The organism is Streptomyces sp. NPDC047061 (genome assembly GCF_040643955.1).
In the GTDB taxonomy this organism is placed as follows: domain Bacteria; phylum Actinomycetota; class Actinomycetes; order Streptomycetales; family Streptomycetaceae; genus Streptomyces.
On record NZ_JBEYVI010000057.1, the window covers coordinates 19,722 to 45,280 of the forward strand.

18 protein-coding genes and 1 pseudogene are annotated in these 25,559 nt (G+C 70.7%); 5 read left to right on the forward strand and 14 right to left on the reverse strand.

The features are described 5' to 3' along the window. Nucleotides 1-111 precede the first annotated feature (111 nt). The 3 genes from ABZ887_RS45910 to ABZ887_RS45920 all read left to right on the forward strand — a co-directional run bounded on the left by ABZ887_RS45910 (nucleotide 112) and on the right by ABZ887_RS45920 (nucleotide 5,728). Nucleotides 112-2,337, forward strand: a complete 2,226-nt coding sequence (locus ABZ887_RS45910) for a LuxR C-terminal-related transcriptional regulator (RefSeq protein WP_361304690.1) — start codon at nucleotides 112-114, stop codon at nucleotides 2,335-2,337. Between the two features lie 198 nt (nucleotides 2,338-2,535). Continuing rightward, on the forward strand, nucleotides 2,536-4,290 hold the full coding sequence (locus ABZ887_RS45915) for a LamG domain-containing protein (RefSeq protein WP_361304693.1): 1,755 nt from the start codon (nucleotides 2,536-2,538) through the stop codon (nucleotides 4,288-4,290). Nucleotides 4,291-4,369: 79 nt separating this feature from the next. Next, nucleotides 4,370-5,728, forward strand: coding sequence for a hypothetical protein (locus ABZ887_RS45920; RefSeq protein ID WP_361304696.1), 1,359 nt, complete (start codon nucleotides 4,370-4,372; stop codon nucleotides 5,726-5,728). A gap of 440 nt (nucleotides 5,729-6,168) precedes the next feature. Here ABZ887_RS45920 and ABZ887_RS45925 read toward each other — a convergent pair. After that, nucleotides 6,169-6,505 (reverse strand): annotated as a pseudogene (locus ABZ887_RS45925) (IS5 family transposase); the annotation flags it as partial. A gap of 606 nt (nucleotides 6,506-7,111) precedes the next feature. Here ABZ887_RS45925 and ABZ887_RS45930 point away from each other — a divergent pair. Beyond that, nucleotides 7,112-8,002 carry a DUF5655 domain-containing protein gene (locus ABZ887_RS45930; RefSeq protein WP_361304699.1) on the forward strand — a complete coding sequence of 297 codons (891 nt, stop codon included), beginning with the start codon at nucleotides 7,112-7,114 and terminating at the stop codon, nucleotides 8,000-8,002. A 942-nt stretch (nucleotides 8,003-8,944) separates the two neighbouring features. Here ABZ887_RS45930 and ABZ887_RS45935 read toward each other — a convergent pair. From ABZ887_RS45935 to ABZ887_RS45965, 7 genes are all read right to left on the reverse strand, one after another. Next, nucleotides 8,945-9,910, reverse strand: a complete 966-nt coding sequence (locus tag ABZ887_RS45935; protein ID WP_361304702.1) for a pirin family protein — start codon at nucleotides 9,908-9,910, stop codon at nucleotides 8,945-8,947. Nucleotides 9,911-9,951: 41 nt separating this feature from the next. After that, complete coding sequence (locus tag ABZ887_RS45940; protein ID WP_361304705.1) at nucleotides 9,952-11,469, reverse strand: serine/threonine-protein kinase; 1,518 nt, start codon at nucleotides 11,467-11,469, stop codon at nucleotides 9,952-9,954. Nucleotides 11,470-11,691: 222 nt separating this feature from the next. Then, entirely contained in the window at nucleotides 11,692-13,425 is a 1,734-nt protein-coding gene (locus ABZ887_RS45945; protein ID WP_361304708.1) for an RICIN domain-containing protein, read from the reverse strand. Nucleotides 13,426-13,463: 38 nt separating this feature from the next. After that, a complete protein-coding gene (locus ABZ887_RS45950) occupies nucleotides 13,464-14,273 on the reverse strand; it encodes a carbohydrate ABC transporter permease (protein ID WP_361304711.1) in 810 nt (269 codons plus the stop codon). Then, entirely contained in the window at nucleotides 14,270-15,229 is a 960-nt protein-coding gene (locus tag ABZ887_RS45955; protein ID WP_361304714.1) for a sugar ABC transporter permease, read from the reverse strand. Before ABZ887_RS45955 ends, ABZ887_RS45950 begins: the two co-directional genes overlap by 4 nt. Nucleotides 15,230-15,235: 6 nt before the next feature. Further along, a complete protein-coding gene (locus ABZ887_RS45960; RefSeq protein WP_361304716.1) occupies nucleotides 15,236-16,450 on the reverse strand; it encodes an extracellular solute-binding protein in 1,215 nt (404 codons plus the stop codon). 58 nt (nucleotides 16,451-16,508) lie between these two features. Further along, the gene (locus ABZ887_RS45965; protein WP_361304719.1) at nucleotides 16,509-18,470 is read right to left on the reverse strand and encodes a beta-L-arabinofuranosidase domain-containing protein; all 1,962 of its coding nucleotides are present in this window, start codon (nucleotides 18,468-18,470) and stop codon (nucleotides 16,509-16,511) included. A 283-nt stretch (nucleotides 18,471-18,753) separates the two neighbouring features. Here ABZ887_RS45965 and ABZ887_RS45970 point away from each other — a divergent pair, with 283 nt between their 5' ends. Further along, complete coding sequence (locus ABZ887_RS45970; RefSeq protein ID WP_361304722.1) at nucleotides 18,754-19,776, forward strand: LacI family DNA-binding transcriptional regulator; 1,023 nt, start codon at nucleotides 18,754-18,756, stop codon at nucleotides 19,774-19,776. Nucleotides 19,777-19,879: 103 nt separating this feature from the next. On the opposite strand, the gene ABZ887_RS45975 is transcribed toward ABZ887_RS45970, so the two are convergent. The 6 genes from ABZ887_RS45975 to ABZ887_RS46000 form a co-directional block, all read right to left on the reverse strand. Further along, complete coding sequence (locus tag ABZ887_RS45975; protein WP_361304725.1) at nucleotides 19,880-20,596, reverse strand: GntR family transcriptional regulator; 717 nt, start codon at nucleotides 20,594-20,596, stop codon at nucleotides 19,880-19,882. A gap of 43 nt (nucleotides 20,597-20,639) precedes the next feature. Further along, entirely contained in the window at nucleotides 20,640-21,641 is a 1,002-nt protein-coding gene (locus tag ABZ887_RS45980) for a proline racemase family protein (RefSeq protein ID WP_361304728.1), read from the reverse strand. Between the two features lie 61 nt (nucleotides 21,642-21,702). After that, nucleotides 21,703-22,599 (reverse strand): dihydrodipicolinate synthase family protein, encoded by an 897-nt coding sequence (locus ABZ887_RS45985; protein WP_361304731.1) that lies wholly within the window; start codon nucleotides 22,597-22,599, stop codon nucleotides 21,703-21,705. Beyond that, nucleotides 22,599-24,089 carry an NAD(P)/FAD-dependent oxidoreductase gene (locus tag ABZ887_RS45990; protein ID WP_361304734.1) on the reverse strand — a complete coding sequence of 497 codons (1,491 nt, stop codon included), beginning with the start codon at nucleotides 24,087-24,089 and terminating at the stop codon, nucleotides 22,599-22,601. Before ABZ887_RS45990 ends, ABZ887_RS45985 begins: the two co-directional genes overlap by 1 nt. After that, nucleotides 24,082-24,381 carry a (2Fe-2S)-binding protein gene (locus tag ABZ887_RS45995; protein ID WP_361304737.1) on the reverse strand — a complete coding sequence of 100 codons (300 nt, stop codon included), beginning with the start codon at nucleotides 24,379-24,381 and terminating at the stop codon, nucleotides 24,082-24,084. Before ABZ887_RS45995 ends, ABZ887_RS45990 begins: the two co-directional genes overlap by 8 nt. Then, nucleotides 24,378-25,529 (reverse strand): FAD-binding oxidoreductase, encoded by a 1,152-nt coding sequence (locus ABZ887_RS46000; protein WP_361304740.1) that lies wholly within the window; start codon nucleotides 25,527-25,529, stop codon nucleotides 24,378-24,380. Before ABZ887_RS46000 ends, ABZ887_RS45995 begins: the two co-directional genes overlap by 4 nt. Between the last annotated feature and the right edge of the window lie 30 nt (nucleotides 25,530-25,559).

Genomic DNA, 25,559 nt, shown 5'->3' on the forward strand with positions numbered 1-25,559 from the left:
GGCTCTCCTGTTATGAGCACACAGCGGGCCGCTCGGCGCACGGGCAATCTGCCAGCCGTCACCAGCGGCTTTGTGGGAAGGCGGCAGGAACTCGCCGATATCAGAAGGCACATGGAGACATCGCGCCTGCTAACGCTCGCCGGTATGGGCGGCATCGGCAAGACCCGACTGGCGCTCCAGGCTGCGCACGCTGTGCGCCGCGCCTTCCCGGACGGCGTGTGGCTGGTCGACGTGGCCACGGTGCACAACGAGGAGGGGCTGGCCGATCAGGTCGCGGCCGCCCTGTGGCTGAAGGACCGGACGGCCCGACCGATCGGGGAGCAGGTCGCCGAGCACGTGGCGGCGCGCTCCCTGCTCATCGTCATGGACAACTGTGAGCATGTGGTCGATGCCTGCGCCACGTTGCTGGACGGCCTGCTCCGGCGGGCCCCGGGGCTGCGCGTGCTGGCCACCAGCAGACAGCCTCTCGGCATTCCGGGCGAGCAGGTGTTCGTCGTCCCCCCGCTGCGGGCCCCCGACCCGAACCAGGAACAGCCGCTCGAAACCATGGTTCAGTACGACTCGGTCGCCCTGCTGGTCGAACGTGCCGGCGCCGTCCAGCCCGGCTTCACCCTGGATGCCGGCAACCGCGAGGCAGCGGCCCAGGTGTGTGCCCGGCTCGACGGACTGCCCTTGGCCATCGAACTGGCCGCGGCCCGGCTGCGGTCCCTGTCCTTGCAGCAGGTCGCCGACCGGCTCGACGACCGCTTCCGGTTTCTGACGCGCGGCAGCACCGTGGCTCTGTCCAGGCAGCGGGACCTGCGCGCGCTGATCGACCACAGCTACGAGCTGTGCGGCGAGCGGGAACGGCTTTTGTGGGGAAGGCTGTCGGTCTTTCCGGGGGAATTCGACCTGGATGCCGTTGAGGGAGTCTGCGCCGGTGACGGACTGGACCGCGACCAGGTCGTCGACGCACTGGACGACCTGGTCGCCAAGTCGATCGTCACCGTGCGTCCCGACCACCCCCGGGTCCGCTACCGGCTTCTGGAGACCATCCGGCTGTACGGCCACGACCTGCTCGTCCAGGTCGGCCGCGACCGTGAGATGCACCGCCGGCACCGCGACTACCACTTGGCGCTGGCCGTCGCCGAGTGCGCGTCCTGGTGTGGCCCCGGTCAGAATGCCGCGCTGGAGCGTCTGCGGCTGGAGCACGACAACTACGTGGCCGCGCTGGACTGGTCACTGTCCGATGCCCGGGAGGCGGAGACCGCACTGGTCCTCGTGTCCGCGCTGCGCTGCCACTGGTTCTTCGGCGGGTTCCTCGCCATCGGCCGAAGACGCCTCGACCACGCCCTGGACCTCGCCACCGAGCCGACGGCCGCCCGGGGCACCGCACTGTGGGTAGCCGCGTGGGTCACCCTGGTGCAGGGTGACCAGGAGGCTGCCGTGAAACGGCTCGACGAGTGCGAGTCCCTCGCCACCGGGCTGGGAGACGACCACCTACTGGCGTACGTGCTCGTCATGAGGGGCACGGTGGCCGTCCTGCGCGCACAGACCGAAGAGGCGGTACGGCTGCTGGACGCGGGGGCGCGCGGTATGCGTGGCGCGGGTGATGACCAGGGCGTCCTCCTCGGTCTCTTCCAGCTGGGCATGGCCCTGTCCCACAGCGGCGACAGCGCCCGCGCCCTGGCCGCCTGCGAGGAGGCGATCCGGATCTCGGACGACAAGGGCGAGGCATGGGGCCGAGCGCAGGCTCTGTGGACCATGGCGATGGACCACTGGCGGCGCGGCGACCCGCAGCAGGTCGCCGCGGACCTGCTGCACGAGGCCATGGCGCTCACCCCCGAGGTCGACGGCCCCTTGCATGCCATCGGTGCCGAGACCCTGGCCGGTCTCGCCCTGTCCACGGGGCGGCACACGGAGGCCGCGCGTATGCTCGGCCGCGCGGCGGCCGTCCGCCAGGTCATGGGTTCGGGCGCCGAGGCGTTCGCCGGGCGGGCCGACTGCCCAGCGCGCGAGTACCGGTCCATCGCGGAACACGCTCTGGGGGCAGAGGCGTTCCAGCAGGCTTTCGACGAGGGGTGGACGAGCCCTGTCGTGTCCGGCTCGGTCCGGAGCGACGCCCTCGACCTCCAGGCACCTCGCAGGGGTGTCTCTCCGACGCGGCTCACCCCCCGTGAGGCCCAGGTGGCCCTACTGATCGCCAAGGGGATGACCAACAAGGAGATCGCCGCCTCCCTGGTCGTGTCCCCCCGAACCGTTGACGGCCATGTCGAGCGACTGTTCGGGAAGATCGGTGTCAAGTCGCGAGCACAGATCGCCGTGTGGGCCGCGGAGCAGGGCGCCGGGCGCCTCTGACATCGGTAAACAGGGTTCACCCGCATCGAACGGGTGGCCGAGGGGGGTGATTTCCCCCTACGTCTTCCTATCCCCGGATGGCACCTTCCGCTCGACACCGGTCGCATGCTGTGCAACCCGCAGGGGCCACCGTCGGCGGTGTCATCGGGAACACGGCCGTCGCACAGGACAGCCGTGTGACGCTCCGAAAGGAAGACGATGGGAAGAACCACCCACGGGGCGGGCGCGGTCGCTGCCCGTGTCAGGGCCCTGCTGCGACGGCGGACGCTCGCCGGCTTTGTCGCGGTCCTCGCCCTGGCGCTCGTGGCGGGCGTGCTGACGACCGCCGGCTCGGCCCAGGCCGAGATCAGCAACGGACTTCTGGTGCGTTACAAGCTGGACGAGACGTCCGGCACGGTCGCCCACGACTCCTCGGGACACGGCAACGACGGCACGGTCAACGGCACCGCCGACTGGCAGGGCGAGGAGGGTCTGGCCTTCAACGGCTCGGACACCTACGTCAAGGTGCCCAACAACATCATGGCCGGGCTCTCCTCCGTCACGGTCGCGTTCGACGTGTGGATCGACCCGTCCATGGGCAAGCCCTACTTCCTGTACGGCTTCGGCAATACCGGTGGCAACGGCAAGGGCAACGGTTACCTGTTCTCCACGGGCAACCAGTTCCGCACCGCCATCACCATGACCAACTACCAGGGCGAGCAGCAGACCTGGCCGGCCACGTCGTACCAGTTGGCGCGCGGCATGTGGAAGCACGTGACCTACACCCAGACCGGCAACACCGGCGTCCTCTACGAGAACGGCGTCGAGAAGGCCCGCAACACCGGGGTGACGATCGCACCGGGCGCGATCGGCGGCGGCACCACCACCGCGGACTACATCGGCCGCTCGCTGTACACCACCGACCTGTACTTCAAGGGCCGGATGCGGGACTTCCGCGTCTACGACCGGGCCCTGTCCTCCTCGGAGGTGCAGGCGGTCGCCACGGGCGGCGAGGACCAGTGGGAGCAGCTCCAGGCCCTGGCCTCCTACAACGGCGCGCTCGCCGCCTTCGACGACCCGAACGTCGGGCCCGTCGTCATCTTCCCCTCGGACTACACCGGTGATCTGGACAATCTCCAGACTCCGCCCGACTGGACCGACGAGTTCGGCCAGGCGCCGACCAGTTGGCCCCAGCCCACCACCGCCAAGAGCCCGCTGTTCACAGTCGACCAGATCAGCGAGATCCAGGACGCGGTCGTCGCCCAGGTACAGCCGGACGGCGACACGACGTACCAGCTCGAAGTCTCCTACGACGGCATGAGCGACCGCGTGGTGGCACAGACCGACGCCCCGGCCTCGGTCACCGACCCGCTCGCCGCCCAGTACGACGGCAAGCTCCTGATCGAGTCCTACACGTTCGAGTATCCGGCCGTGGGCAAGTGCACGTCCGAGGAACGGACGGCGGGCACCGTGGTGAGCACGGCCGCCGCGCCCTCCGGAGGCTTCGAGGACGCGGCGACGAAGCTGCAGTGGCAGCAGGTCCAGGCACTGGCCGACTACAACTGTGCCCTCGCCGCCTTCGACGACCCGAACGTCGGCCCGGTGATCGTCTTCCCGAAGGACTACAGCGGCGACATCGACGATCTCGAGAAGCCGCCGGGCTGGACCTCCGACTACGGTGAGATCCCGGACGACTGGCCCACACCGACCACCGCGAAGAGCCCCCAGTTCACGCTCGCCGCGATCACCGATATCCAGGACGCGGTCATGCGCCAGATCTCGGCCGACGGCGACACCACCGCCTACAGCGTGTCCGTCCGCTACGACGGGATGAGCGACACGGTGGTGGTCGAGACCGACGCCCCGTCCTCGGTCACCGACCCGCTGCTGACCGCCTACCCCGGTCAGATCACCATCACGGCGGCGCCCGCGCCCGCGCCCGCCGACACGGCCGACACCGAGACCTCCGAGTAGCCGACCCCGGCAGCGCGCCGACGTCAGCGCGCGCCGGATGCGATCGGACCTATTCGAACAAGATCAGGAAGGACCATCGATGAGGATTCCCCTGCCCAGAGCCTCCGGGAGACGTCAGCACCGCCAGAGCCGTCACCGCCGCGGCGCGCGGATGAGGCTGCTCGCCCCGCTGGCCGCACTGGCGGTGCTGGCGGGCGCGATCGTCGCCACCGTGGGAACGCCACAGCGCGCCGAGGCGGCGGTCGAGGACTACCGGCCCGCGACCTACAACATGCAGGGCGGCAACAACGGCGCCAAGTGGACGACCGATGTCATGCAGTTGATCAACTCCGGCTACAACGTGATCTCCCTGCAGGAGGCGGGACCCAATCCGCCGGCGAGTGTGGGAGCGGCACGCTGGACGTCCGCTTATCTGGGCGGCAACCAGCAGTGGGCGGGCTGGCGTATCCAGCGCTACGAGTGGGACCCGTACCCGAACCGCATCAACCTGCCCTGGAACATCTACTGGCTGCGGACCGACTTCGGTGGCAACCGGGTCAACCTCGCCATCGCAACCCCCTACTCCGCGGACTCGGTGCTCCTCGCCAGGCCCGCCTTCTGGGGCAGCAACGGGTTGCCCACCAGCCGGCCCGCCCTCGGTATACGGCTCAACAACACGATCTTCTACAGCGTGCACGCCCTGGCGAGCGGCGGCGGCGACGGCACGAGACTCCTGGACAACATCGCCGCACAGGCGGGCACGCGCATGTGGGCCGCCATGGGTGACTGGAACCGCGAGCCGGAGGACCTCACGATCCGGCGAGGCTGGCACAAGTACACCTCCGGCCAGGCCACCCACATGGGCTCGGGCACGGTGCGCCGAGGCGATCCGCGGCCGGCGGACCGGGAACTGGACTACATGGTGGCCAACGAACGCATCGCCGGCTACGGCGGCGTGGCCCGCGGCTTCGGCTCCGACCACTTCGCCGTGGGGTTCCGCCGGCTGGCCGCGAACGCGGACGTGCACCTGCTCAACGCACACGACGGCGACCGCACCATGCATTTCGCTCAGCCTTTCGGGGGCACCGCGCTGGTCAACGGGACGGCCGGGGACAAGAGCCGTGCCAGCGCCATGCAGTTCGTGCCCACCGGTGACGGCTTCTACAAGATCCGGAACTCGTACAACGGCATGTGCTGGATGATCGCAACCGCCGGACAGGTCGTCCTCTGGGACTGTAGCAACGTCATCTCCGAGCAGTTCGACATCAACTACTGGAACGACACCGGCCAACTCGCGATCAGACCCAGAGACCGGAACACCTGCGTCGGCGACGACGGCGGCTCCACCGGCTTCGGCTCCGAGATCCTCTACACCCTGAACTGCAACGCGGGCGAGTCCCGCATCAACTTCCGCTTCGACTACGACCCCGGTCCCAACGCGGCACTCGTGGCTTTCTGAGCGGCCCGGGAGCGAACTCCTGGCCGTGCTTCACTCATCCGAGTGGCAAAGTCAGGCGAACTGACCCTTCGCGGGTGGCGCGTTGACAGAATCGGACCGGCCTCGAAAGGCCGGTCCGATTTCACTGCAGGGGCCATCGGGGTGATCTGCATCAAGGCCGGCACTGCCGACGGTAGGCGGTCTCGCCACTACGAGTTCGGATGTTCGTGGCCGGGAACCGACCTGCTCCGTGAACGCCGGAACCTTCGAGATCTTGCAAGAGTCGAGCGGCGCGGCTTCAGAAGCTCCTCAAGCCAGATATCGGCTATGTAAGGCCACGCCAGCGAGACGCCCTCCCGCTGGGAACTCATCCGCCTCACCCCCGAAGCCTGGCGTCAGACCCGCATCGGCATCCGCAAACCCGTCCACGACCTACGCATCCTGATGTCGCCCTGCTTGCGAGCCCCGGCCGCATGCTGATGGGCGCGACAGACCGTGGCATCGACGCTCAGGTCCCACACGATCGCACCCTCCGTATCGGCCAAGGACTGGAGCCGGGTGAGGATCCGGTGCCAGGTGGCCGTCCCGCTGCCACCGGCGGAACAGGTCGTAGACCCGGCCCCACGGCCCGTACTCGACGGGCATGTCCCGCCACGGAACACCGGTCCGAACCCCGAACCGTATGCCGTCGATCAGCTGGCGCCGGGGCCAGACGGGCGGCCGCCCCGTGCTGGCACCCTTCGGCAACAACGGCTCCAACACCGCCCACTGCTCGTCCGTGAGATCTCCCCGACCCATGAACCGTGATCATTCACAGCCCAAGATCTACTTCCGACGCACGGCCTAGGAGCGTTCGGTTTCCGACCTCACCGAGGCGACGGCACCGGCTGGCCTTGGGAACACTCACTGGTCACGGGGCGAGGGGCATCGAGGGCGTGGGCACGTTGGGTCAGGAGCGTGTGCTGTGCCTGGTGTCGACGGTGTTGTTTTCGGGTTCGCGGCTTTCCAGGACTCGGAGCAGCGATGCGGTGACAATCCGGGTGGCGCGGCCGATCCGGAGCACGCGGCAGGGGAACTCCCCTCGGCCTACGAGGTCGTAGCTTTTCGACCTGGACAGTCCCTATGCTTGGGCTGCGTCTTCGACGCTCGCTGTTCCGTTCCGGGCGGCTCGGATGTGTGCGGGGCTGATTTGCCCGTTCCGCGTTGCGCTGTTTGGGCTGGGCATTCCTGTCGGCAGTGCCTTTCGATTCTGTGTTGCTTCCGGCAGTGGATTCGTGTGGACATGGTGGCCAGGGGTGGGCTACCAATGCGGGATCCCGCATCTTCTTCACGGCGCCGAAGCTCCTAGTGGAAGTAATCCTGTACCCGCCCGGTGTTCTCGATCTTCGAGTAGAGGAGGGGAAGGTGTCGGGCCTGAAGCTGTTTCACACAACGAATGGAGGTGTGAGCGAGGTCGCGCCGCGTCTTGCTGAGGTTGAGGCAGACGTGCAGGGCTTCATCGAAGCGCACATGGAGACGCTACTGGGCGTCCGGTTCCTGGCGAGCGAGTACAGCACTGGGCCCGTCCACGGGGGCCGGATTGACTCGCTCGGGCTGGACGAGAATGGATCGCCGGTCATTGTCGAGTACAAGCGCGGCACGGATGCCGGCGTCATCAACCAGGGCCTGTTCTACCTGGCCTGGCTGATGGACCACCGGGCAGAGGTCGAGTACCTGGTCCGCGACCGGCTCGGGGTGACGGCCGCGTCCCAGGTCCTGTGGAGCGGCCCGCGTCTGATCTGCATCGCCGGCGACTTCACCCGCTACGACGTGCACGCCGTACGCGAGCACCGGCGCTCGATCGACCTCGTCCGCTATCGATTCTTCGGCAGCGACTTGCTCGGGCTTGAGACCGTGGCCTCCGTGAGTGGCGGCATGCGGGTGGCCCGCCGGGCACGGCACCGGGTGAATTCCCGAGCGGCGGCGGACGTCCAGGGCGCGGCGATGACGGAGTTGGCGGGTGCGGTTGATGAGGTTCTGCTCGGGCTCGGGGACGGCGTGAACCGGGTGGAGCGCAAGACCTACCGGGCCTATCAGCGGCTGCGGAACTTCGCCTGCCTGTGCCCGCCGCAGCGCACCAAGGTGCTGGTCTACCTGAAGGTCGACCCGAAAGAGGTCGACCTCGTTGCGGGCTTCACCCGGGACGTGTCCGGGCTCGGTCACCATGGGACGGGCGACCTGGAGGTCCAGCTGCGTACGCCGAGGGACGTCGAGCGGGCGCAGGATCTGTTCCGGGCGAGCTACGCGGCGGCATGATCCGGCGCCGCCGTCCGTCTCGCGGCGGGCTGACCCCGCGCCCGCGGGGATGGTCCCGTGTCCGGATCCGGGATCGGCGTCATCCGAGCGTGCTCCCCGCGCCCGCGGGGATGGTCCCCGGATCGGCTTCGAGGAGATACGCGCCTGGGCGTGCTCCCCGCGCCCATAGGGCTGTGCTCCTCCCACCCCTCCGCAGGCAATAGACAGTGAGAGTCGGAGAGAGCCCGCGAGCCCGTCCAGTCCTTCGGGCCGTACGCCTTGCCAAGGCATTTCGCACAACTCTGAGTGAGGGCGGCGACGGCAGCCAGGATGATGTCTGGTGAGGGGCCATCGTTCGTGCGGGATGCCGTCGGTGGTTCCGGTACGTGCAGGGATGCGGAGCGGGCTGGTCGGGTTGACCTGGGTGGTGTGGTGTTGGAGCCGGCCGTGGATCTCCTCGGCAGAGCCTGCGGTGTGAAGGCCCGCCAGTACTTCTCCGGGCTGCCGATCGCCTTGAATGCGACGCTGGCGCAAGCTGCCTCTGGCTCACGGGTGGCCGCGTGGAGTCGGCATTCACGAACCTCGTGGCCCGGTAGCTGCGTCTGTTGAACTTCCACAACGGACCGATCGAAGAGGTTCTACGGGCCCGGGCCCACACGTAACGCGCTCGCTCGTGGCTTCAAGGGATGGCAACGCAGAACGGACCACGACTGTCGTGGTGCTCCTTCCCGCGGTGACCTTGACGCCTTGCATCTTCCTGACGCATCGTCAGGAAAGTCAGCATCGGGTCAGCATTGGTTCTGGCAAAGCCGCCCGCAGATGCCCGCACCTTGGAATCGCGAGGGCCCTCGGAGGTGCCGATGCGGTCGCCTCCGAGGGTTTGCAGCGCTAAAGACCCTCGCTGGTGGGCAGGACGTTGGACCCCGTGAGGGGGCTGTGACTGAGACCCCAGGTTTTCCCAGGTCAGCGGGCCCTTCCTCGCGGTTTGAGGGGTGTCGGCGGCAGCTCCGGCGCCCGCAGGGGTGCCCCGTCGTACCCCTTCACTTCGCCGAAACGAGTGCTCTGTTCCCAGTCCTCCCGGGCCTGTACGATCTCCTCCTGGGTACGGGCGATGAAGTTCCACCACATGATCAGCTCCTCCTCGAACGGCTCGCCGCCCAGGAGCATGATCGAGGCGTCCGACTCCGCCCGCAGGGGGAGTTCGGTGCGGCCGCAGCCCAGGTAGAGCATCGAGCCCGGGAGTACCGGAACGCCGTCGACGTGCACCTCGCCGGACATCGCCAGGACGCCGTACTCGAAGTCGGGCTCCAGGGGCAGGTGCAGGTCGGCGCCCTGGGTGAGGGCCAGGTCGGCGCCGACGATGGGGGTGAACGTCGTACCGGGGGACGACGCGCCGTCGACGGAGCCGAGGAGGACCGTGGCGGTCAGGCCGGGGGCCGTGACCGTCGGCAGGTCGGGGTGGTGTTCGAACCGCGGGTCCGTGTGGCGGTGGGAGTCCGGGAGGGCCACCCACAGCTGCGCGCCGTGCAGGTACCGGGCGTGCGACTTGGGGCTCTCCTCGGAGTGGCTGATCGCCCGGCCCGAGGTCATCAGCCCCAGCTCACGCGGGCGGATCGTCTGGAGGCTGCCGGTCGAGTCGCGGTGCAGCACCTCGCCCTGGTGCAGCCAGCTGACCGTCTGCAGCCCCATGTGCGGATGCGGCGGGACCTGCATCCCGGGCTCGTCGGCGATGTCGTCGGGCCCGTAGTGGTCGACGAACGCCCAGGCACCGATCATGCGACGGCCGAGGTTCGGCAGCAGGCGGCGCACCTCGGTCGACTCGCCGAGTTGCACGTGGCGGGGGCTCAGCAGCTCGCGGACGGGTTCGGCGACGACGAATCCGCGGCCGCCGCACACGCTCGGAACGGGCGCGCGGTCAAGGTTGCTCATGCCGGACAACTTAGCGGCCGAAGGTCCCGGTTGCCGAGCGGTCAGCCGGTCGTACGGAATCCGTCCCTCAGGTTGTCGAAGACCGGCCGGTAGGTGTCCCACTTCGCGTCCGGCGCCGAGAGGTAGATGTCGTACTCCCGGCCGCCCTCCGTGCCGTAGCCCAGGTCGATGGCGCGGAACACGCGGGCCCGGCCCCGGAAGGTGAACTCCCAGATCGCGGCCGGCTGCCCGCGGAAGGCGGTCCGCTGCATCCGCAGCCTGCGATAGGTGGGGTAGTTCACCTTGGTGTTGGCCTCGATGTCGGCGAAGTGGGTGACGGGGTTCGCGCCGGCCGGTTCCACCATGCCGACGGTGACGCCGGCCAGGCCGGTCGGGTCCTTGTAGGTGACCTCGTCGGTGGCGCGGGTACCGGCGGTCCAGCCGGTGGGGACCGGGAAGGAGACGCCGAGACTCTTGTCGGCGACGAGGTGGTAGCCCTGGGGGAGGGGAGAGAGGGAGGGGGAGGGGGCCGAGCTTGCCGTCGTTCCTGTTGTCGCCGCCGGGTGATTGTCGGCGGGGGTGTGCCGGAGGACCAGGGTCGCCGTGACCGCGGCGGCCGCCACGAGGGTGATCGCCCCGGCCGTCATGGCGCCCCGGCCGCGCCGCCGACCGGTACCGGCGGCCGTGGGCTGTGCCCCGGTCGGTACCGGTGACGCCGGCTGGGGCCGGGTTGCTTCCGTCGCTGCCGTTACCGCCGTGACCGCCCCCGACCAGGTCGCCAGCAGTGCCCGTTCCGTCTGTTCGGCCGAGGGGCGGTCCGCCGGGTCCTTGGCGAGGAGCAGCTGGACGAGCGGCTCCAGCGGGCCCGCGTGCTTCATCGGCTCGACGGGGTCGGTGACGATGGCGTACGCCGTCTCCATCGCGGTCCCGCGCCGGAACGGCGGCCGGCCCTCCACCGTCTGGTACAGCGTGGCCCCCAGCGACCACAGGTCCGATGCCGGACCCGGAGTCAGGCCGCGCAGCCGCTCCGGGGCCATATAGGGGATCGAGCCGACCATCTGACCGGTCTGGGTGAGCGTCGACGAGCCGGCCGTCAGCGCGATCCCGAAGTCGGTGAGCACGACCCGGTCGCCGGGGCCGAGCAGGACGTTGCCGGGCTTGACGTCCCGGTGCAGGACACCTGCCGCGTGCGCGGCACGCAGCGCGCCGATCATGCCGAGGCCGATCCGGGCGGCCTCCTCGGGCGGGAGCGTCCGGCCGCCGTCGAGGAGGTCGGCGAGGGTGGGCGCGGCGACGTACTCCATGACGATGCAGGGGCGGCCGCCGTCGTCCACCACGTCGTGCACGACGACCACGTTGGGGTGGACGACCCGGGCGGCGCTGCGGGCCTCGCGGCGGGTGCGTTCGTAGAGGGTGGCCAGCTCGTCGTCCGACAGGTGCGGGCGGGGATGCAGCTGCTTGAGCGCGACCTGCCGCCCCAGCACCTCGTCCTCGGCCCGCCATACGGTGCCCATGCCGCCGCGCCCGATCCGTTCGGTCAGCCGGTACCGCCCGGCGACCAGCCGCCCCTCGTCCGACACCGCCCGTCCTCCGCCAGCTCTGTCCGCGTTCGATCAGTCCGGTCACGATAACCGCCCGTTGCTGGTCACCTGTTCGGATCTGTCGGTCACCGGAGCCGCGCTCCTGGGAAGGCGGGGACGACCGGGTGTTTTCGGCTGCGAATCAATCGGAGATGGGAGTGCGGGGCAACGATTGGAGGTCGTCGCCCCGCACGGGTGTGCTCGGGTTCACTGCCGCGTACGTCAGCGGGCGGTCAGTTTCCACAGATGGTCCGCGGTGCCGTTGTCGTCCCACTGGAGGACCTGGGCGCCCGAGGAGGTGCTCATGCCGGTCACCCCGAGCAGCAGTCCGCTGTTGTAGTTGGCGATCTTGTAGTAGCCGTCGCCGGACGGGATCAGCTGCCAGAGGTGGTCGGCGGTGCCGTTGTCACCCCAGATCAGGGCGGTGCCGCCGTCGCTGGTGCCGGCGTTGGTGATGCCCAGGAGCAGTCCGCTCGCCTGCTGCTGGATCTTGTAGAGGCCGCTGCCGGCCGCCACCAGCGTCCAGTTCTGGTCGGTGCCCGTGGTGGCGGTGGCCTGGACGACGGCCGTGCCCTGGGCGGTGCCCGCGCCGCTGGTGTCCAGGGCGAGGCCGCTGTTCCTGTTGGTGATCTGGTAGCGGCCGGCCAGCGAGGTGGCGGTGCCGCTCGGGGTGATGGTCAGGTGGTAGCCGTCGGAGGCGTTCATCGTCACCGGTACGGTGATCGAGCCGCCGCTGACCGCGTAGTCGGTGTCCGAGACGGTGACCGGCCCGGAGACGGCGGTCGTACGGCCCTTGGACGGGGTGTACTCCAGCTTGACGTGCACGGTGCTGCCGAAGGCGGACAGCGACGACAGCCCGTTGACGGTCACGGCACACGAGCCGGTGCAGCCGCCGGTCACCACGCTGATCTGGTTGCCCGCGCCGTTGCGGGCGGCGAAGCCGTCGATGCCGGTCTGCGCCGGAGGCGTGGTGACCAGCATGTTCCCCGACATGTCGCCGTACCACTTGTACAGCCAGTAGGCGCCGTTGGGTGAGCCGCCGGTGTCGGTGAGGGTGTCGCCGAGGGTGCCGTAGTGGTTCCAGAAGGCCAGTTCGGCGTTGTGGACCCCGGCTCGCTCGAACTTGGCGACATAGCTCGCGAGCGGTCCGGGGACGCCGACCTCGCTCGTGGTGCCGTACTCCTCGATGGCGATCGGGCGCGGGCTGATGCCGAGGCTGGTCTCCAGGGCGCGGTAGGCGGCGACATGGGCGGCGATGTTCTGCGGGCCCTGCAACTCGTGCCAGGAGACTATGTCGGGCACGGTGCCGCTCGCCTTGGCGTCGGTGAGGAACGTGGTCATCCAGCTCTGGTTCCACGCCGAGTAACTCGGGCCCTGGACCGGGGTGGTGGAGTCCTTGGCGCGGACCTCCCGGTAGGTCGTGGCCCAGCCGGAGTCGAAGCTGCCGGCCGCCGAGGTGTCCCAGGTCCAGTCGGGTTCGTTCCACAGCTCGTAGGCCGCGATGTTGGTGGCGCCGGACGACTTCACGGAGGCGACCTGCTTGTCCACGGCGGACAGCCAGTCGCTCCAGCTCACCCACTTGTAGGGGAAGTTGGGATACCAGTCCGGCATGCGTACGACGACCTTGGCGCCCGCCCTCGCCGCCTCCGGGGCGACGGTCAGGGCGTCGCCGCCGGGGCTGGGCTCGCCGTTGGGCAGCTGACTGCCGCCGGGCGCCATCTGTACGAAGGTGTTCGGCTTCAGGGGCTCGACCAGGCTGTCGGCGGGGACGCTCGCGGTGTCCAGGCCGTAGAGGCTGCCCGAGGCCACGTGCGTGACCGAACGCAGGGTCTGGTTCGCGCTCACCACGAGGGTGGTGGCGGAGGTGGGCGCCGCCTGGGCGGGGGTCGTGGTGCCGAGGGCGGCGGCGGTGAGGACGGCGGCACCGAGGGCGGCTCTGAGGGGGATGCGGCTCATGGCATGGATCTCCTGAAGACGTAGGGGAGTCGGAGGGGTCAGTCCTTGACCGCGCCCGCGGTGACGCCCGCGGCCACATAGCGCTGGGCGAGGATCAGGAGGACGGTCGCGGGGACGGACGCGACGACGGCGGTGGCCATGATCGCGTTCCACTCCTGGTTGTTGTTGCCGATGTACTTGTAGATGCCGAGCGTGATCGGCTTCCAACTTCCGCCGCCGTCGAGGGTGTTGGCGAAGACGAAGTCGGACCAGGCCCACAGGAAGCCGAACAGCGAGACGGTGACGACCGCGTTGCGGCTCAGCGGGAGGACGACCGACCGGAAGGTGCGCCAGGTGCCGGCGCCGTCGATCCGGGCGGCCGAGAGGAGTTCGCCGGGGATGCCCGACATGAACGCGGTGAAGATCATGACGCCGAAGGGCACGGCGATGGTGGAGTCCGCGACGATCAGTCCCCACCAGGAGTTGAGCAGGCCCAGGTCCAGGAAGACGCCGTAGAAGCCCATCGCCATGACGATCCCGGGGACCATCTGGGCGATGAGCAGCGCCAGTTCGAGCGCGCCACCGCCGCGCGGGCGCAGCTTCGCAAGCGCGTAGCCGGCCGGGGCGGCGATCAGGAGGGTGAGGGCGACCGTGCCGGTCCCGATCAGCAGGCTGGTGCCCAGGTAGGGGAGTTGGTCGTCGAGGACCGCCCGGTAGCCCTCGAAGGTCGGATGCAGCGGGAGCAGGTCCGGCGGGTCCTTGCGCATGTCCTGCTGCGGGGTGAGGGACACGTTGAGCATCCAGTACACCGGGAACAGCATCAGCGCGGTGAGGCAGAGGCCGATCAGGGTGTGGCCGCGCGACTTCATGCTTCCTGCCTCCTCTGGACGCGGACGTACAGGAGACCGAAGGCCAGGGCGATGAGGATCAGGATGTTGCCGACGGCGGCACCGGGACCGAACCTGGGCAGCAGCGTCCCGAAGCCCAGCTGGTACGACCAGGTGGCCAGGGTGGACGAGGCGTCGCCGGGACCGCCCTTGGTCATGATCCAGATCAGGTCGAACACCTTGAGGGTGTAGACGAGCCCCAGCAGCAGGGTGATCGCCGACACCGGGCGCAGCAGCGGGAAGGTGATCCGGCGGAACCGCTGCCAGGCGCCCGCCCCGTCCAGGGCCGCCGCCTCGTACAGCTCGCCCGGGATGTTCTGCAGGCCGCTGTACAGGATCACCAGGTTGAAGGGGATGCCGATCCAGATGTTGGCGATGATCACCGAGGTCAGCGCCCAGTCCGGTGAGGTCAACCAGCCGACGGGGGCCACGCCGAAGAAGTGCAGGAAGTAGTTCACCACCCCCGACTCGCTGTTGAACATCCACGACCAGGTCGACGCCGACACGATCAGCGGCAGCAGCCAGGGGATCAGGAACAGTGCCCGCAGCACGGCCGACAGCCGGAAGTGCCGGTTGAAGAAGACCGCGAGAGCGAGCCCGATCGCGTACTGGAAGGCGATCGACACGAAGGTGAAGACCATGGTGTGCCGCATCGCCGGGCCGAACGTCGGATCGTCCAGCACCGTGCGGAAGTTGTCCCAGCCGGAGAACGGCGCGTCGCCGGCCACGAAGGAGCGCACGGTGTAGTCGCGCAGACTCAGGTCGAGGTTGCGGTAGAGCGGATAGACGTAGAAGGCGGCCAGGTAGGCGAGCAGCGGGGTCACGAAGGCGAGTGCGGTCAGCCGCCGCCTGCGGCGCAGGGAGCGGGCGCCGGTGCCGCTCGCCCGCGCCGCGGCGGCCGGTGCTCGCCGCGGTCGGTCGACCCGGGCGACGGTCATGCCGGTCTAGCCCTTCTGCGCGCTGGACTGGGCGGCGGCCAGGGCGTCCTGGGGGCTCTTGCCGCCGGAGAGCGCCGACTGGACGGCCGTCCACAGGGGCTGCGAGATGGTCGGGTACTTGGTGCCGAGACCGCCGCTGGTCCGGCCCCGGGCCGCCGCGACCGCCGTCACCCACGGCTTCAGCTCCGCGTTCTTCGCGACCTGTTGAGTCTGCACGGCGGAGGTCGGCGCCACGTACATCAGCGTGGTGTCGGTGGCCAGCAGGTTGGTGGCGCTGGTCAGGCAGTCGACGATCTTCTTGCTGACGTCGTAGCGCGAGGTGTCCTTCTGCACGGGCACGGTGACGAACTCGCCGCCCGTCGGCACCGGCGCCGAACCGCCGTTCTGCGCCGGGATGTTGATGACGCCGTAGCCGAACCCGGCCTTGTCGGCGTTGCCGAGCTGCCAGGTGCCGTTCTCACCGAACGCGTACTCCCCGGTCGCAAACTCCTGCCAGCTGGTGGTCTGGGTGTTCTGCAGCACGTCCTTCGGCGCGTACCCCGCGTCCACCCACTGCTTCCACAGCGACAGCGCGGCAACTCCCTTGGCGGAGTCGAGCTTTGTCAGGTCGCCGCCCGCACCCCAGAACCACGGCAGGAACTGGAAGCTGCCCTCCTCGGTGTTGATCGCAGAGAAGGTGATCCCCTTCTTCCCGGCCGCCCTGACCTTCTTCAGCGCGGCCGTCAGCGACGCCCAGTCCTTGACGGAGGCCGGGTCGACGCCGGCCGCCGAGAGGACCTTCTTGTTGTAGTAGAGCGCGAGGGTGTTGGCGCCGATCGGGACGCCGTAGGAGGCGCCGTCGATCGTGCCGGCGCCGATGATGTTCTGCTGGATCGACGAGGTGTCCAGGCCGAGGTCCTTCGTCTTGTTGAGGATCCCCGCCTCCACCAGCGTGGAGACCACCGGGTTGTCGACCAGCATCACGTCCGGCGCGTTGCCCTGCTGCGCGGCCAGCAGCGCCTTGTTGCCCAGGTCGGTGGTGTCGTACGCGGTGCGCTTGAGCTTCACCCCGGCCGCGCTGCCGCACGCGGTGACCTGCCTGCCCCAGTCCGAGGAGGCGTCGAACTGCGGGTACGGGTCCCAGAAGGTGTACGTCCCGCCGGCCGAGGACGACGATCCCGAGGAGCCGGAACCGCCACCGCAGGCGGTGAGTGGGAGAAGGGCGGCCGTGGTGAGGGCCATGAGGGTACGGCGGGTGGGTATCACGGGGTGACCTCGTTGTCGTAGAACGGGGGGTGTCTCAGGAGGTGGGGAGCCAGACGCGCATGCTGCCGTCCTCGCGGTTGGCCCAGACGTGGTACGGGATCGCGGTCAACTCGACCGGCTCGCCGTCGGGTTCCGAAGGAACGTCGTGGGCGGGGGCGTACGGCCACCAGCCTTGGTCGGGGATCCGGCGCCGCCGGCCCGCGGCCACCACGGTGGTGACACCGCCGAGCAGGTCCGGGCGGTGCTTCACGGCGAGCGGACGGGACGGGTCGAGGACGATGTCGTCCAGGCCGCCGCCCGGATGGTCGACCTGCTCCAGGCAGTGCACGAGCGGCCCGCGCTCGATCGCCACACAGCCGCGTACGGCGTCCACCCGCGGGTCGGCAGCGGTGAGCCTGGGTTCCATCGAGAGCTCCAGGACCACCCGGTCGCCCGGCGTCCAGGTCCGCGACAGCCGCAGCCAGCCGTCGTCCGCCACGGGGTCGTACGTCTCCTCCCCGCACCGCACCCGGAACTCCCGGCACCACTGCGGGATGCGCAGCGAAAGCGTCCAGGGGCCGTCGGCCGGGGCCGGGGTCTCCTCGACGGTGAACGCGATCGTGCCGTGCCAGGGATAGTCCGTCTCGGCGCGCACCCGGACCCGGTCGGTCGCGTACGTCCCGGTGACGAACTGGTGGATCTGCAGGCCCTGTTCGTCGCCCGACGCCAGATAGTGCTCCAGACTCGCCAGCAGTCGCATCACGTTGGGCGGGCAGCAGGCGCAGCGGAACCAGCGGGTGCGGCGGGCCGACTGGTCGCCGCCGGTGTCGGTGTGGCCGTCGCGGACCTGGAGCGGGTTGACGTACAGCCAGCGCTCGCCGTCCAGCGAGACCCCCGCCAGGAAGCCGTTGTAGAGGGTGCGTTCGATCAGGTCGGAGTAGCGGGCCTCGCCGGTGAGCAGGGCCATGCGCCAGCTCCACTGGACGGAGGCGATCGCGGCACAGGTCTCGCAGTAGGCGCGCTCGTTGGGGAGTTCGTAGGGGTCGCCGAAGTCCTCCTGGTCGTGGTGCGCGCCGAGCCCGCCGGTGAGGTGGGTCTTGGTGGTCGTCATGGCGTGCCACAACCGCTCGCAGGCCGAGCGGAGTTCGGCGTCACCGGTCTCCGCGGCCAGGTCCGCGGCGGCCGCCAGCAGGTACAACTGCCGTACGGCGTGGCCCTCGACGTTCGTCGCCTCGCGCAGCGGGACCCGGTCCTGGCAGTAGGCCTCGCCGCCGAGCAGGCCGTGGCCGTGCCGGTCGACGAAGTAGCCCGCCAGGTCCAGACAGCGGCGGTCGCCGGTCTCCCGGTACAGCTCCACCAGGGCCGTCTCCACCTCCGGGTGGCCGTCGATGCCGTCGATCGGCCTGCCGCTGCCGGGGAGGCCGAACATCGAGTCGATGTGGTCGGCGAACTTCTGTGCCACGTCGAGGAGTTCGGTGCGGCCGGTGGCCCGGTGGTGGGCCACGGCGGCCTGGATCAGATGACCGGCGCAGTACAGCTCGTGCCCCCAGCGCAGGTCCTGGTAGCGCTCGCCGCCCTTGACCAGCTGGAACCAGGTGTTGAGATAGCCGTCGGGCTGCTGGGCCGCGGCCACCAGGTCGATGATCCGCGCCACGTCGGCTGCCAGTTCTTCGCCGGTGCCTTCGCCGGTGTCGTGGGCGAGGTGCCAGGAGGCCGCCTCCAGCCACTTGTAGACGTCCGTGTCGACGAACGGGTACGCGCCCTGGAACGCGCCGTCGGCGGCTGTGCCCGGCAGTGCCTCCGGCACGGGGGCCGCGAGCCGCAGGTTGTGCAGGTTTCCGGCGGACTCCAGCAGGTCCGGGCCCTGGGGGAGGGAGACGCGGGCGTTGGTCGCGCGACGGTCGTGCCAGAAACCTCCGTCGACGGTGACGGCCGCCGGGCGCAGCGCGGTGCGGGCGTCGGCAGTGAGGCGGACCGGGCCGACGGGGGAGGGCAGGGCGGAGGGGGTGCGGGGCATGGCTCTCCGAGGTGGGGAGGGGCGGGGTGCCTGGACACGTGGTTTCGAAATATCGAACGCCGTTTGGAAAGTCGTACGCATGGAAGTGAGGAACTGTTTTGGGCAACCGTTTTCTCGCCGAGAAGTACAGGGCAGTCGAGGAGAGGGGTCAAGACGCCGGGCGCAGTTTTTTCAAGTTACCCGGCAGGGCTGGCACTTCGGATGAGCGGCTGCCACGATGTGGGGCGGCTCTGCCGTCGGAAGGCCGACGGCGCCGAGGATCCGTCCAGGAAAAGGTTTGCCCGTGACCTCTGCTCCAGGCTCTCCGCCCGCCAGCCGGGCCAGGCTCGCCGACGTCGCCGCGCTCGCCGGCGTCAGCGTCGGCACGGCGTCCAAGGCGCTGAACGGCGCCGGCCGGATGCGCCCGGAGACCCGGCAGCGGGTGCTGGACGCCGTGGAGGCGCTCGGCTTCCGGCCCAACCAGCATGCGCAGAGCCTGCACAGCGGCCGCAGCTGGACCGTCGGCCTGATGACGACGGACGGCATCGGCCGCTTCAGCACCCCGGTCCTGCTCGGCGCCGAGGACGCACTGGGCGCCGGGAAGATCTCCGTCCTGCTCTGCGACACCCGCGGCGACGCCATCCGCGAACAGCATCACCTGCGCACCCTCACCGACCGCCGGGTCGACGGCATCATCGTCGCCGGCCGCCGCACCGACCCCCGCCCGCCGCTGACCGGCATCGACCCGGCGATCCCGGTCGTCTACGCCCTCTCCCCGTCGACCGACCCCGCCGACACCTCCGTCGTCACCGACGACCGCGGCGGCGCCCGCCTCGCCGTCGAGCACCTGCTCGCCACCGGCCGTACCCGCATCGCCCATGTCACCGGACCCGAGCACCACCAGGCCGCCCGGGACCGCGCCCGGCACGCCGTCGAGCACCTGGCCGAGGCGGACCTGCAACTCGCCGCCGGGCGCGTGCACTTCGGGGAGTGGAGCGAGGCCTGGGGGCGGCGCGCCGCCGACGCGGTGCTGCGGACGGCACCCGACACGGACGCCGTCTTCTGCGGCAACGACCAGATCGCCCGGGGGGTCGCGGACGCGCTGCGCGAGCGCGGCAAGGACGTGCCGGGGGACATCGCCGTGGTCGGCTACGACAACTGGGACACCATGGCCCTCGCCTGCCGGCCCCCGCTCACCACTGTCGACATGAACCTCGCCGAGATCGGGCGGATCGCCGCGCTCCGGCTGCTCCAGGCCATCGACGCGGATCCGGAGCCCGGGGTGCACACCGTGCCGTGCCGCCTGGTGGTGCGCGAGTCGAGCTGACGGGGCACGTGCGTCGGATCCTCACCCGGACTCCGGGGTGGCCGGCGCAGGCGCCGACCCCGCGACCAACTCGCCCACCCCGGCGTGCAGTTGGCGGGAGCTCTCAGTCGTGCCCGGGCTGCCGGGCCGCCCACAGGCCGCGGACGTGGCCCAGATGGCGGGTCATGATCTCGCGCACGGCCTCCTCGTCGCGGGCCAGCAGGCCGTCGAGCAGCTCCAGGTGCTCCTCGGCCGAGGCCTTCAGACGTCCCGCCGCCACCAGCGCCGTCAGCCCGTACAGCCGCGAACGGCGCCGCAAGTCCCGTACCACCTCGACGAGATGGTCGTTGCCCGCCAGCGCCAGCAGCCCCAGGTGGAAGGCCAGGTCGGCCTCGACATACGCGATGAGGTCGCCCTTCACGGCCGAGGTGACGATCTCCAGGGCCACCGGACGCAGCGCCTCCAGGTCGCCCGGGTCGGCGGTCGCCGCGAGGGCGACGGTCGTCGGGATCTCGATCAGGGACCGGACGTGCGTGTACTCGTCGAGCTGCTTCTCGGAGACGGCGGTGACCCGGAACCCCTTGTTCGGGACGATCTCGACCATGCCCTCCTTCACCAGTTCCAGCATCGCCTCCCGCACCGGGGTCGCGGAGACACCCAGGCGGGGGGCGAGCCCCGGCGCCGAGTACACCTCGCCGGGGCGCAGTTCACCGGCGATCAGCGCGGCACGCAGCACGTCCACGACCCGTTCCCGGAAGTTCGGCTTCCGGCCGCCGAGCGACGGAATGGCGGGCTTGACGGGCTTGGCGGCGGTGGGCGTGCTGCTGGGCCGGTCGGCCATGGTGGAACTCCTGGAGGGTCGGCACTGGGGGTCGTCGGGGGAATCAGAGTACGAAGCCGGCCGGGAACGGGTCGGTCGGGTCCAGCAGATACTGGGCGGTGCCGGTGATCCACGCGCGACCGGTGAAGCTGGGCAGGACCGCGGGGCGGCCCGCGACCTCGGTGGTGCCGAGGAGCCGGCCGGTGAACCGGGTGCCGATGAACGACTCGTTCACGAACTCGGTGTCCAGCGGGAGTTCGCCGCGGGCGTGCAGCTGGGCCATCCGCGCGCTGGTGCCGGTGCCGCACGGGGAGCGGTCGAACCAGCCGGGATGGATGGCCATCGCGTGCCGGGAGCGGCGGGCCGTGGCACCGGGTGCGACCAGATGGACGTGATGGCAGCCGCGGATGGACGGATCCTCGGGGTGGACCGGCTCCGCCTCCGCGTTGATCGCCTCCATGAGGGACAGGCCGGCCCGGAGGATGTCGTCCTTTCGGGTGCGGTCGAAAGGGAGGTCGAACTCGTCGAGGGGGAGGATGGCGTAGAAGTTGCCGCCGTATGCCATGTCATAGGTCACCGACCGCCCGTCGGCGAGCACGATCTTCCGGTCCAGCGCGACGGAGAACGACGGCACGTTCCGCAGCGTGACGTTCCGCGCCGCGCCGTCCTCCACCGCCACCTCGGCGACGACCAGGCCCGCCGGGGTGTCCAGCCGGATCGTCGTGACCGGCTCCACGACCTCCACCATCCCCGTCTCCACGAGCACGGTCGCCACGCCGATCGTGCCGTGCCCGCACATCGGCAGATAGCCGGAGACCTCGATGTAGACCACGCCCCAGTCGCAGTCGGGCCGGGTCGGCGGCTGCAGGATCGCCCCGCTCATCGCGGAGTGCCCGCGCGGCTCGTTCATCAGCAACTGCTTGATGTGATCGCGGTGTTCACGGAAGTACAGCCGCCGCTCGTTCATGGTCGCGCCGGGAATGGTCCCGATCCCCCCGGTGATCACCCGGGTGGGCATGCCCTCGGTGTGCGAGTCGACGGCGTGCAGGACGAGTTTGCTGCGCATGACGCTCCTCGGGGATCGGGGATCGGGGATCGGGGATCGGGGATCGGGAGTCCGGGGCCGGTCACGCAAGGCCGGCGGCGACGGCCTTCTCGGTGGCCGCGCGGACCGCGGCCTCCTGCTCCGGCAGCAGCGGCACGCGCGGCGGGCGGCAGGCGCCGCCGTGCCGGCCGACGATGTCCATGGACAGCTTGATGGCCTGTACGAACTCGACCCTGGAGTCCCAGCGCAGCAACGGATGCAGCTGACCGTACAGCCGCTTGGCGGTGTCCAGGTCCCCGCCCACCGCCGCGCGGTACAGCTCGACCGACGCGGACGGCAGCGCGTTGGGGTAACCGGCCACCCAGCCCTTGGCGCCCGCGATCGCCAGCTCCAGCAGCACGTCGTCGGCACCGATCAACAGGTCCAGTTCCGGCGCCAGTTCGGCCAGCCGGTAGGCGCGCCGGACGTCGCCCGAGAACTCCTTGACGGCCTGCACATACCCCTCGCCGTGCAGCTTGGCGAGGAGCTCGGGCACCAGGTCGACCTTGGTGTCGATGGGGTTGTTGTACGCCACGACCGGCACCCCCGCCCTGGCGACCTCCGCGTAGTGCGCCAGCACCGAACGCTCGTCGGCGCGGTAGGCGTTGGGCGGCAGCAGCATCACCGCCGCGCAGCCGGCGTCCCGGGCCTGCTCGGCCCAGCGGCGGGCCTCGGCCGACCCGTAGGCGGCGACCCCGGGCATGACCCGCGCCCCGCCGACCGCGGCCACGGCGGTCTCGACGACCTTGACGCGCTCCTCGGGGGTGAGCACCTGGTACTCACCGAGCGAGCCGTTCGGCACGACGCCGTCGCAGCCGTTCCCGACCAGCCAGGCGCAGTGCTCGGCGTACCTGTCGTAGTCGACGGAGAGGTCGTCGCGGAGCGGGAGGGCGGTGGCCACGAGCACGCCGCGCCAGGGGTGGGGGTGAGGGGTGGGCATCAGGGGTCCTCCGGGTGGGTCGAGTGGTCCGGGTGGTATGTGACATAGCACTCGGGGTGGCATGTGACATGGCACTGTTCCTCGTCGGCGCCGCCCGCCCGTGCCAGCACCCCGAGCGGCACCGGCCGGGCGAACGGCCTGCGCGCCGCCGTCTCCGGGCAGCCGGCGAGCCCGGCGACCGCCGGCCCGCACATCCGCCCCTGGCACCAGCCCATCCCGGCCCGGGTGAGCAGTTTGACGGTCCGTACGTCTCCGGCGCCCAGTTCGGTCACGGCCCGCCGGACCGCCCCGCCGGTGACCTCCTCGCAGCGGCAGACGACCGTGTCGTCCGTGACCTGTTCGGCCCAGTGCGCGGGCGGCGCGTAGGCGTCGTCCATCGCCGCCGCGAACCGCCGCAGCCCCGCGCGAGCCCGCGCGGCTCCCGCCCAGCCGCGCGGGTCCGGCTCCCGGCCCGACAGCCGCGCGGCAGCCGACCGGCCCGCGATGTGCCCCTCGGCGAGGGCGAGCACCGCGCCTCCGACGCCGGTCGCCTCGCCCGCCACCCACACGCCCGGCACGTCGGTGCGCTGCTCGTCGTCCACGGCCACCGCGATCCCCTCGATGTGGCAGCCCAGGCCCTCGGCGAGGTCGGTGTGCGGGAGCATCCCGTGCCCGACGGCCAGGGTGTCGCAGCCGATCCGCCGCCGGGTGCCCGGCCGTACCCGGCCCTCGGCGTCGAGCGCGGCTACGGTGACGGCTTCGAGCCGCTGGTCGCCGTGCGCCTCGACGACGGTGTGGTGGACCAGGGTGCGTACCCCGTGCCGCAGCAACCGGGCCGCGTAGTGGGCGCCTTCGGCGAGCTTGGCCGGCTGGGCGGCCAGCGCCGGTGCGTGCCGTACGAAGTCCCGCGGGTCGGCGGAGTCCACCAGGGCCGCCACCCGGGCGCCCGCCGCCGCGAGCCCGGTCGCGACCGGCAGCAGCAGCGGTCCGGTGCCGGCGACGACCGCCGTACGGCCCGGCAGCACCAGTCCGCCCTTCAGCATGGCCTGCGCTCCGCCCGCCGTGACGACACCGGGGAGCGTCCAGCCGGGGAACGGCAGCACCTTCTCGTAACCGCCGGTGGCGAGCAGTACCGCGTCCGCGCGTACCTCGACGGGCCGCTCCTGTTCGGGGCCGAGCAGCGCGTGAACGGTGAAACCGGACCGCCGCCGCGTCACGCACCACACGTGATGGTCCCGCAGATGCGTGACCAGGCCTGCCGTGACGTGTCGGTCGAGGCCGTCGCGCAGTCGCTCCCAGTCCCGCCATCGATGGTGCAGCGCCTGTGGGCGGCGGGCGCCGAGCCCGGCGGCGGGCTGTCGGTAGAACTGACCGCCCGCCTCCGGCGCCGCGTCGATCAGGGTGACGCGCAGCCCGTGCCGGGCGGCGGCCAGGGTGGCGGCGAGCCCGGCCGGGCCCGCGCCGATCACGGCGAGCCGGGGTGACGTCTGCGGCCGGCTCGCCTCAGTCATCGTGCCCCGTGCCCCGCTGCGTACGGATCGCGTCGCCCGGATGCACGGGCACCACACAAGCGCGTTGGTTGGGGCGGCCGTTGACGGTGACCAGGCAGTCGAAGCAGATGCCGATCCCGCAGAAGACCCCGCGCGGACGGCCCTCGCCGCGGGTGGTCCGCCAGGAGGTGACACCGGAGGCCCAGAGCGCGGCCGCGACCGTCTGGCCGTGCAGCGCCGGGAGTTCGCGGCCGTCGAAGGTGACGGTGAAGGCGGGGCCCGGCCGGGCCTGCGCCAGCTCCAGGGGATTCACACGGCCTCCTCGCCGAAGCGCTCGGGACGGAACGGGGTCAGGTCCAGCTCGGGGGTCCTGCCGCTCAGTACCTGGGCGATCAACTGCCCGGTACCGGTGGCGAGTCCGATGCCCGCGCCTTCGTGCCCGCAGGCGTGCAGGAGGCCCGGCGCACGGGGGTCGGGGCCGATCGCGGGGAGGTGGTCGGGCAGGTACGGGCGGAAACCCAGGTAGGTGCGCATCGCCCGGACCTCGGACAGGAACGGGAACAGCCGGATCGCGCCCGCCGCCAGCGCCCGTACGGCCGGCAGCGAGAACGACCGGTCGAAGCCGACGCGTTCCCGGCTCGCGCCGATCAGGACCGGCCCGGCCGCCGTGCCCTCGACGACCGGCGAGGTCTGCAGGGCCGCCGAGTCGCTGGCCACGTCGGCCACGTAGTCGGCGGCGTACACCTTGTGCCGTACCCGGCGCGGCAACGGCTCGGTGACCAGGACGAAGCCGCGCCGGGGGCGGACGGGCAGGTGCACACCGGCGAGGGCGGCCACCTCGCCGCCCCAGGTCCCGGCCGCGTTCACCACGGCAGGGGCGTGGATGTCGCCGCGATCGGTACGGACACCGCGTACGGCACCGTCGGCGCCGCGCAGCACCTCCGTCACCGTACGGCCGGTCGACAGGCGGGCGCCGGAGGCCCGTACCAGGTGTGCGGCGGCCAGCGTCGGCATCACCTGGGCGTCCTGCAGGTAGCGCACTCCGCCTGCCAGACCGGGTGCCAAGTGCGGCTCCAGTTCGTGGAGTTGGTCCGCGCCGATGTTCTCCGCCGTCACCCCGGCGGCCCGTTGCCCGGCCGCGAACCCCTCCAGGGCGGCCAGTCCTTCGGGGTCGGCGGCGACGACCACCCCGCCCTTGGGCTCGTACTCGATCCGGTCGCCCAGCTCCTCGGCCAGACCGGTCCACAACCGGCCCGACAGCAGGGCGAGTTCGAGTTCGGGCCCGGGCTCCTTGTCGGAGACGAGCAGGTTTCCCTCGCCCGCCCCGGTCGTGCCGCCGGCCACCGGGCCGCGATCCACCACGACGACGTCCAGGCCCGCCCGGGACGCGTACAGGGCGCAGGCGGCACCTGCCATGCCTGCCCCGATCACCACGACGTCGCAGGTCAGTCGCATGCTCACGACAGTAATATGTCACATAGCACAGACCAG

Excerpts from the sequence above, each read along its gene's own strand:
- ABZ887_RS45910 (WP_361304690.1), top strand. The coding sequence starts at position 112 with ATGGAGACATCGCGCCTGCTAACGCTCGCCGGTATGGGCGGCATCGGC.
- ABZ887_RS45915 (WP_361304693.1), top strand. The coding sequence starts at position 2,536 with ATGGGAAGAACCACCCACGGGGCGGGCGCGGTCGCTGCCCGTGTCAGG.
- ABZ887_RS45920 (WP_361304696.1), top strand. The coding sequence starts at position 4,370 with ATGAGGATTCCCCTGCCCAGAGCCTCCGGGAGACGTCAGCACCGCCAG.
- ABZ887_RS45935 (WP_361304702.1), bottom strand. The coding sequence starts at position 9,910 with ATGAGCAACCTTGACCGCGCGCCCGTTCCGAGCGTGTGCGGCGGCCGC.
- ABZ887_RS45945 (WP_361304708.1), bottom strand. The coding sequence starts at position 13,425 with ATGAGCCGCATCCCCCTCAGAGCCGCCCTCGGTGCCGCCGTCCTCACC.
- ABZ887_RS45950 (WP_361304711.1), bottom strand. The coding sequence starts at position 14,273 with ATGAAGTCGCGCGGCCACACCCTGATCGGCCTCTGCCTCACCGCGCTG.
- ABZ887_RS45955 (WP_361304714.1), bottom strand. The coding sequence starts at position 15,229 with ATGACCGTCGCCCGGGTCGACCGACCGCGGCGAGCACCGGCCGCCGCG.
- ABZ887_RS45960 (WP_361304716.1), bottom strand. The coding sequence starts at position 16,450 with ATGGCCCTCACCACGGCCGCCCTTCTCCCACTCACCGCCTGCGGTGGC.
- ABZ887_RS45965 (WP_361304719.1), bottom strand. The coding sequence starts at position 18,470 with ATGCCCCGCACCCCCTCCGCCCTGCCCTCCCCCGTCGGCCCGGTCCGC.
- ABZ887_RS45975 (WP_361304725.1), bottom strand. The coding sequence starts at position 20,596 with ATGGCCGACCGGCCCAGCAGCACGCCCACCGCCGCCAAGCCCGTCAAG.
- ABZ887_RS45980 (WP_361304728.1), bottom strand. The coding sequence starts at position 21,641 with ATGCGCAGCAAACTCGTCCTGCACGCCGTCGACTCGCACACCGAGGGC.
- ABZ887_RS45985 (WP_361304731.1), bottom strand. The coding sequence starts at position 22,599 with ATGCCCACCCCTCACCCCCACCCCTGGCGCGGCGTGCTCGTGGCCACC.
- ABZ887_RS45990 (WP_361304734.1), bottom strand. The coding sequence starts at position 24,089 with ATGACTGAGGCGAGCCGGCCGCAGACGTCACCCCGGCTCGCCGTGATC.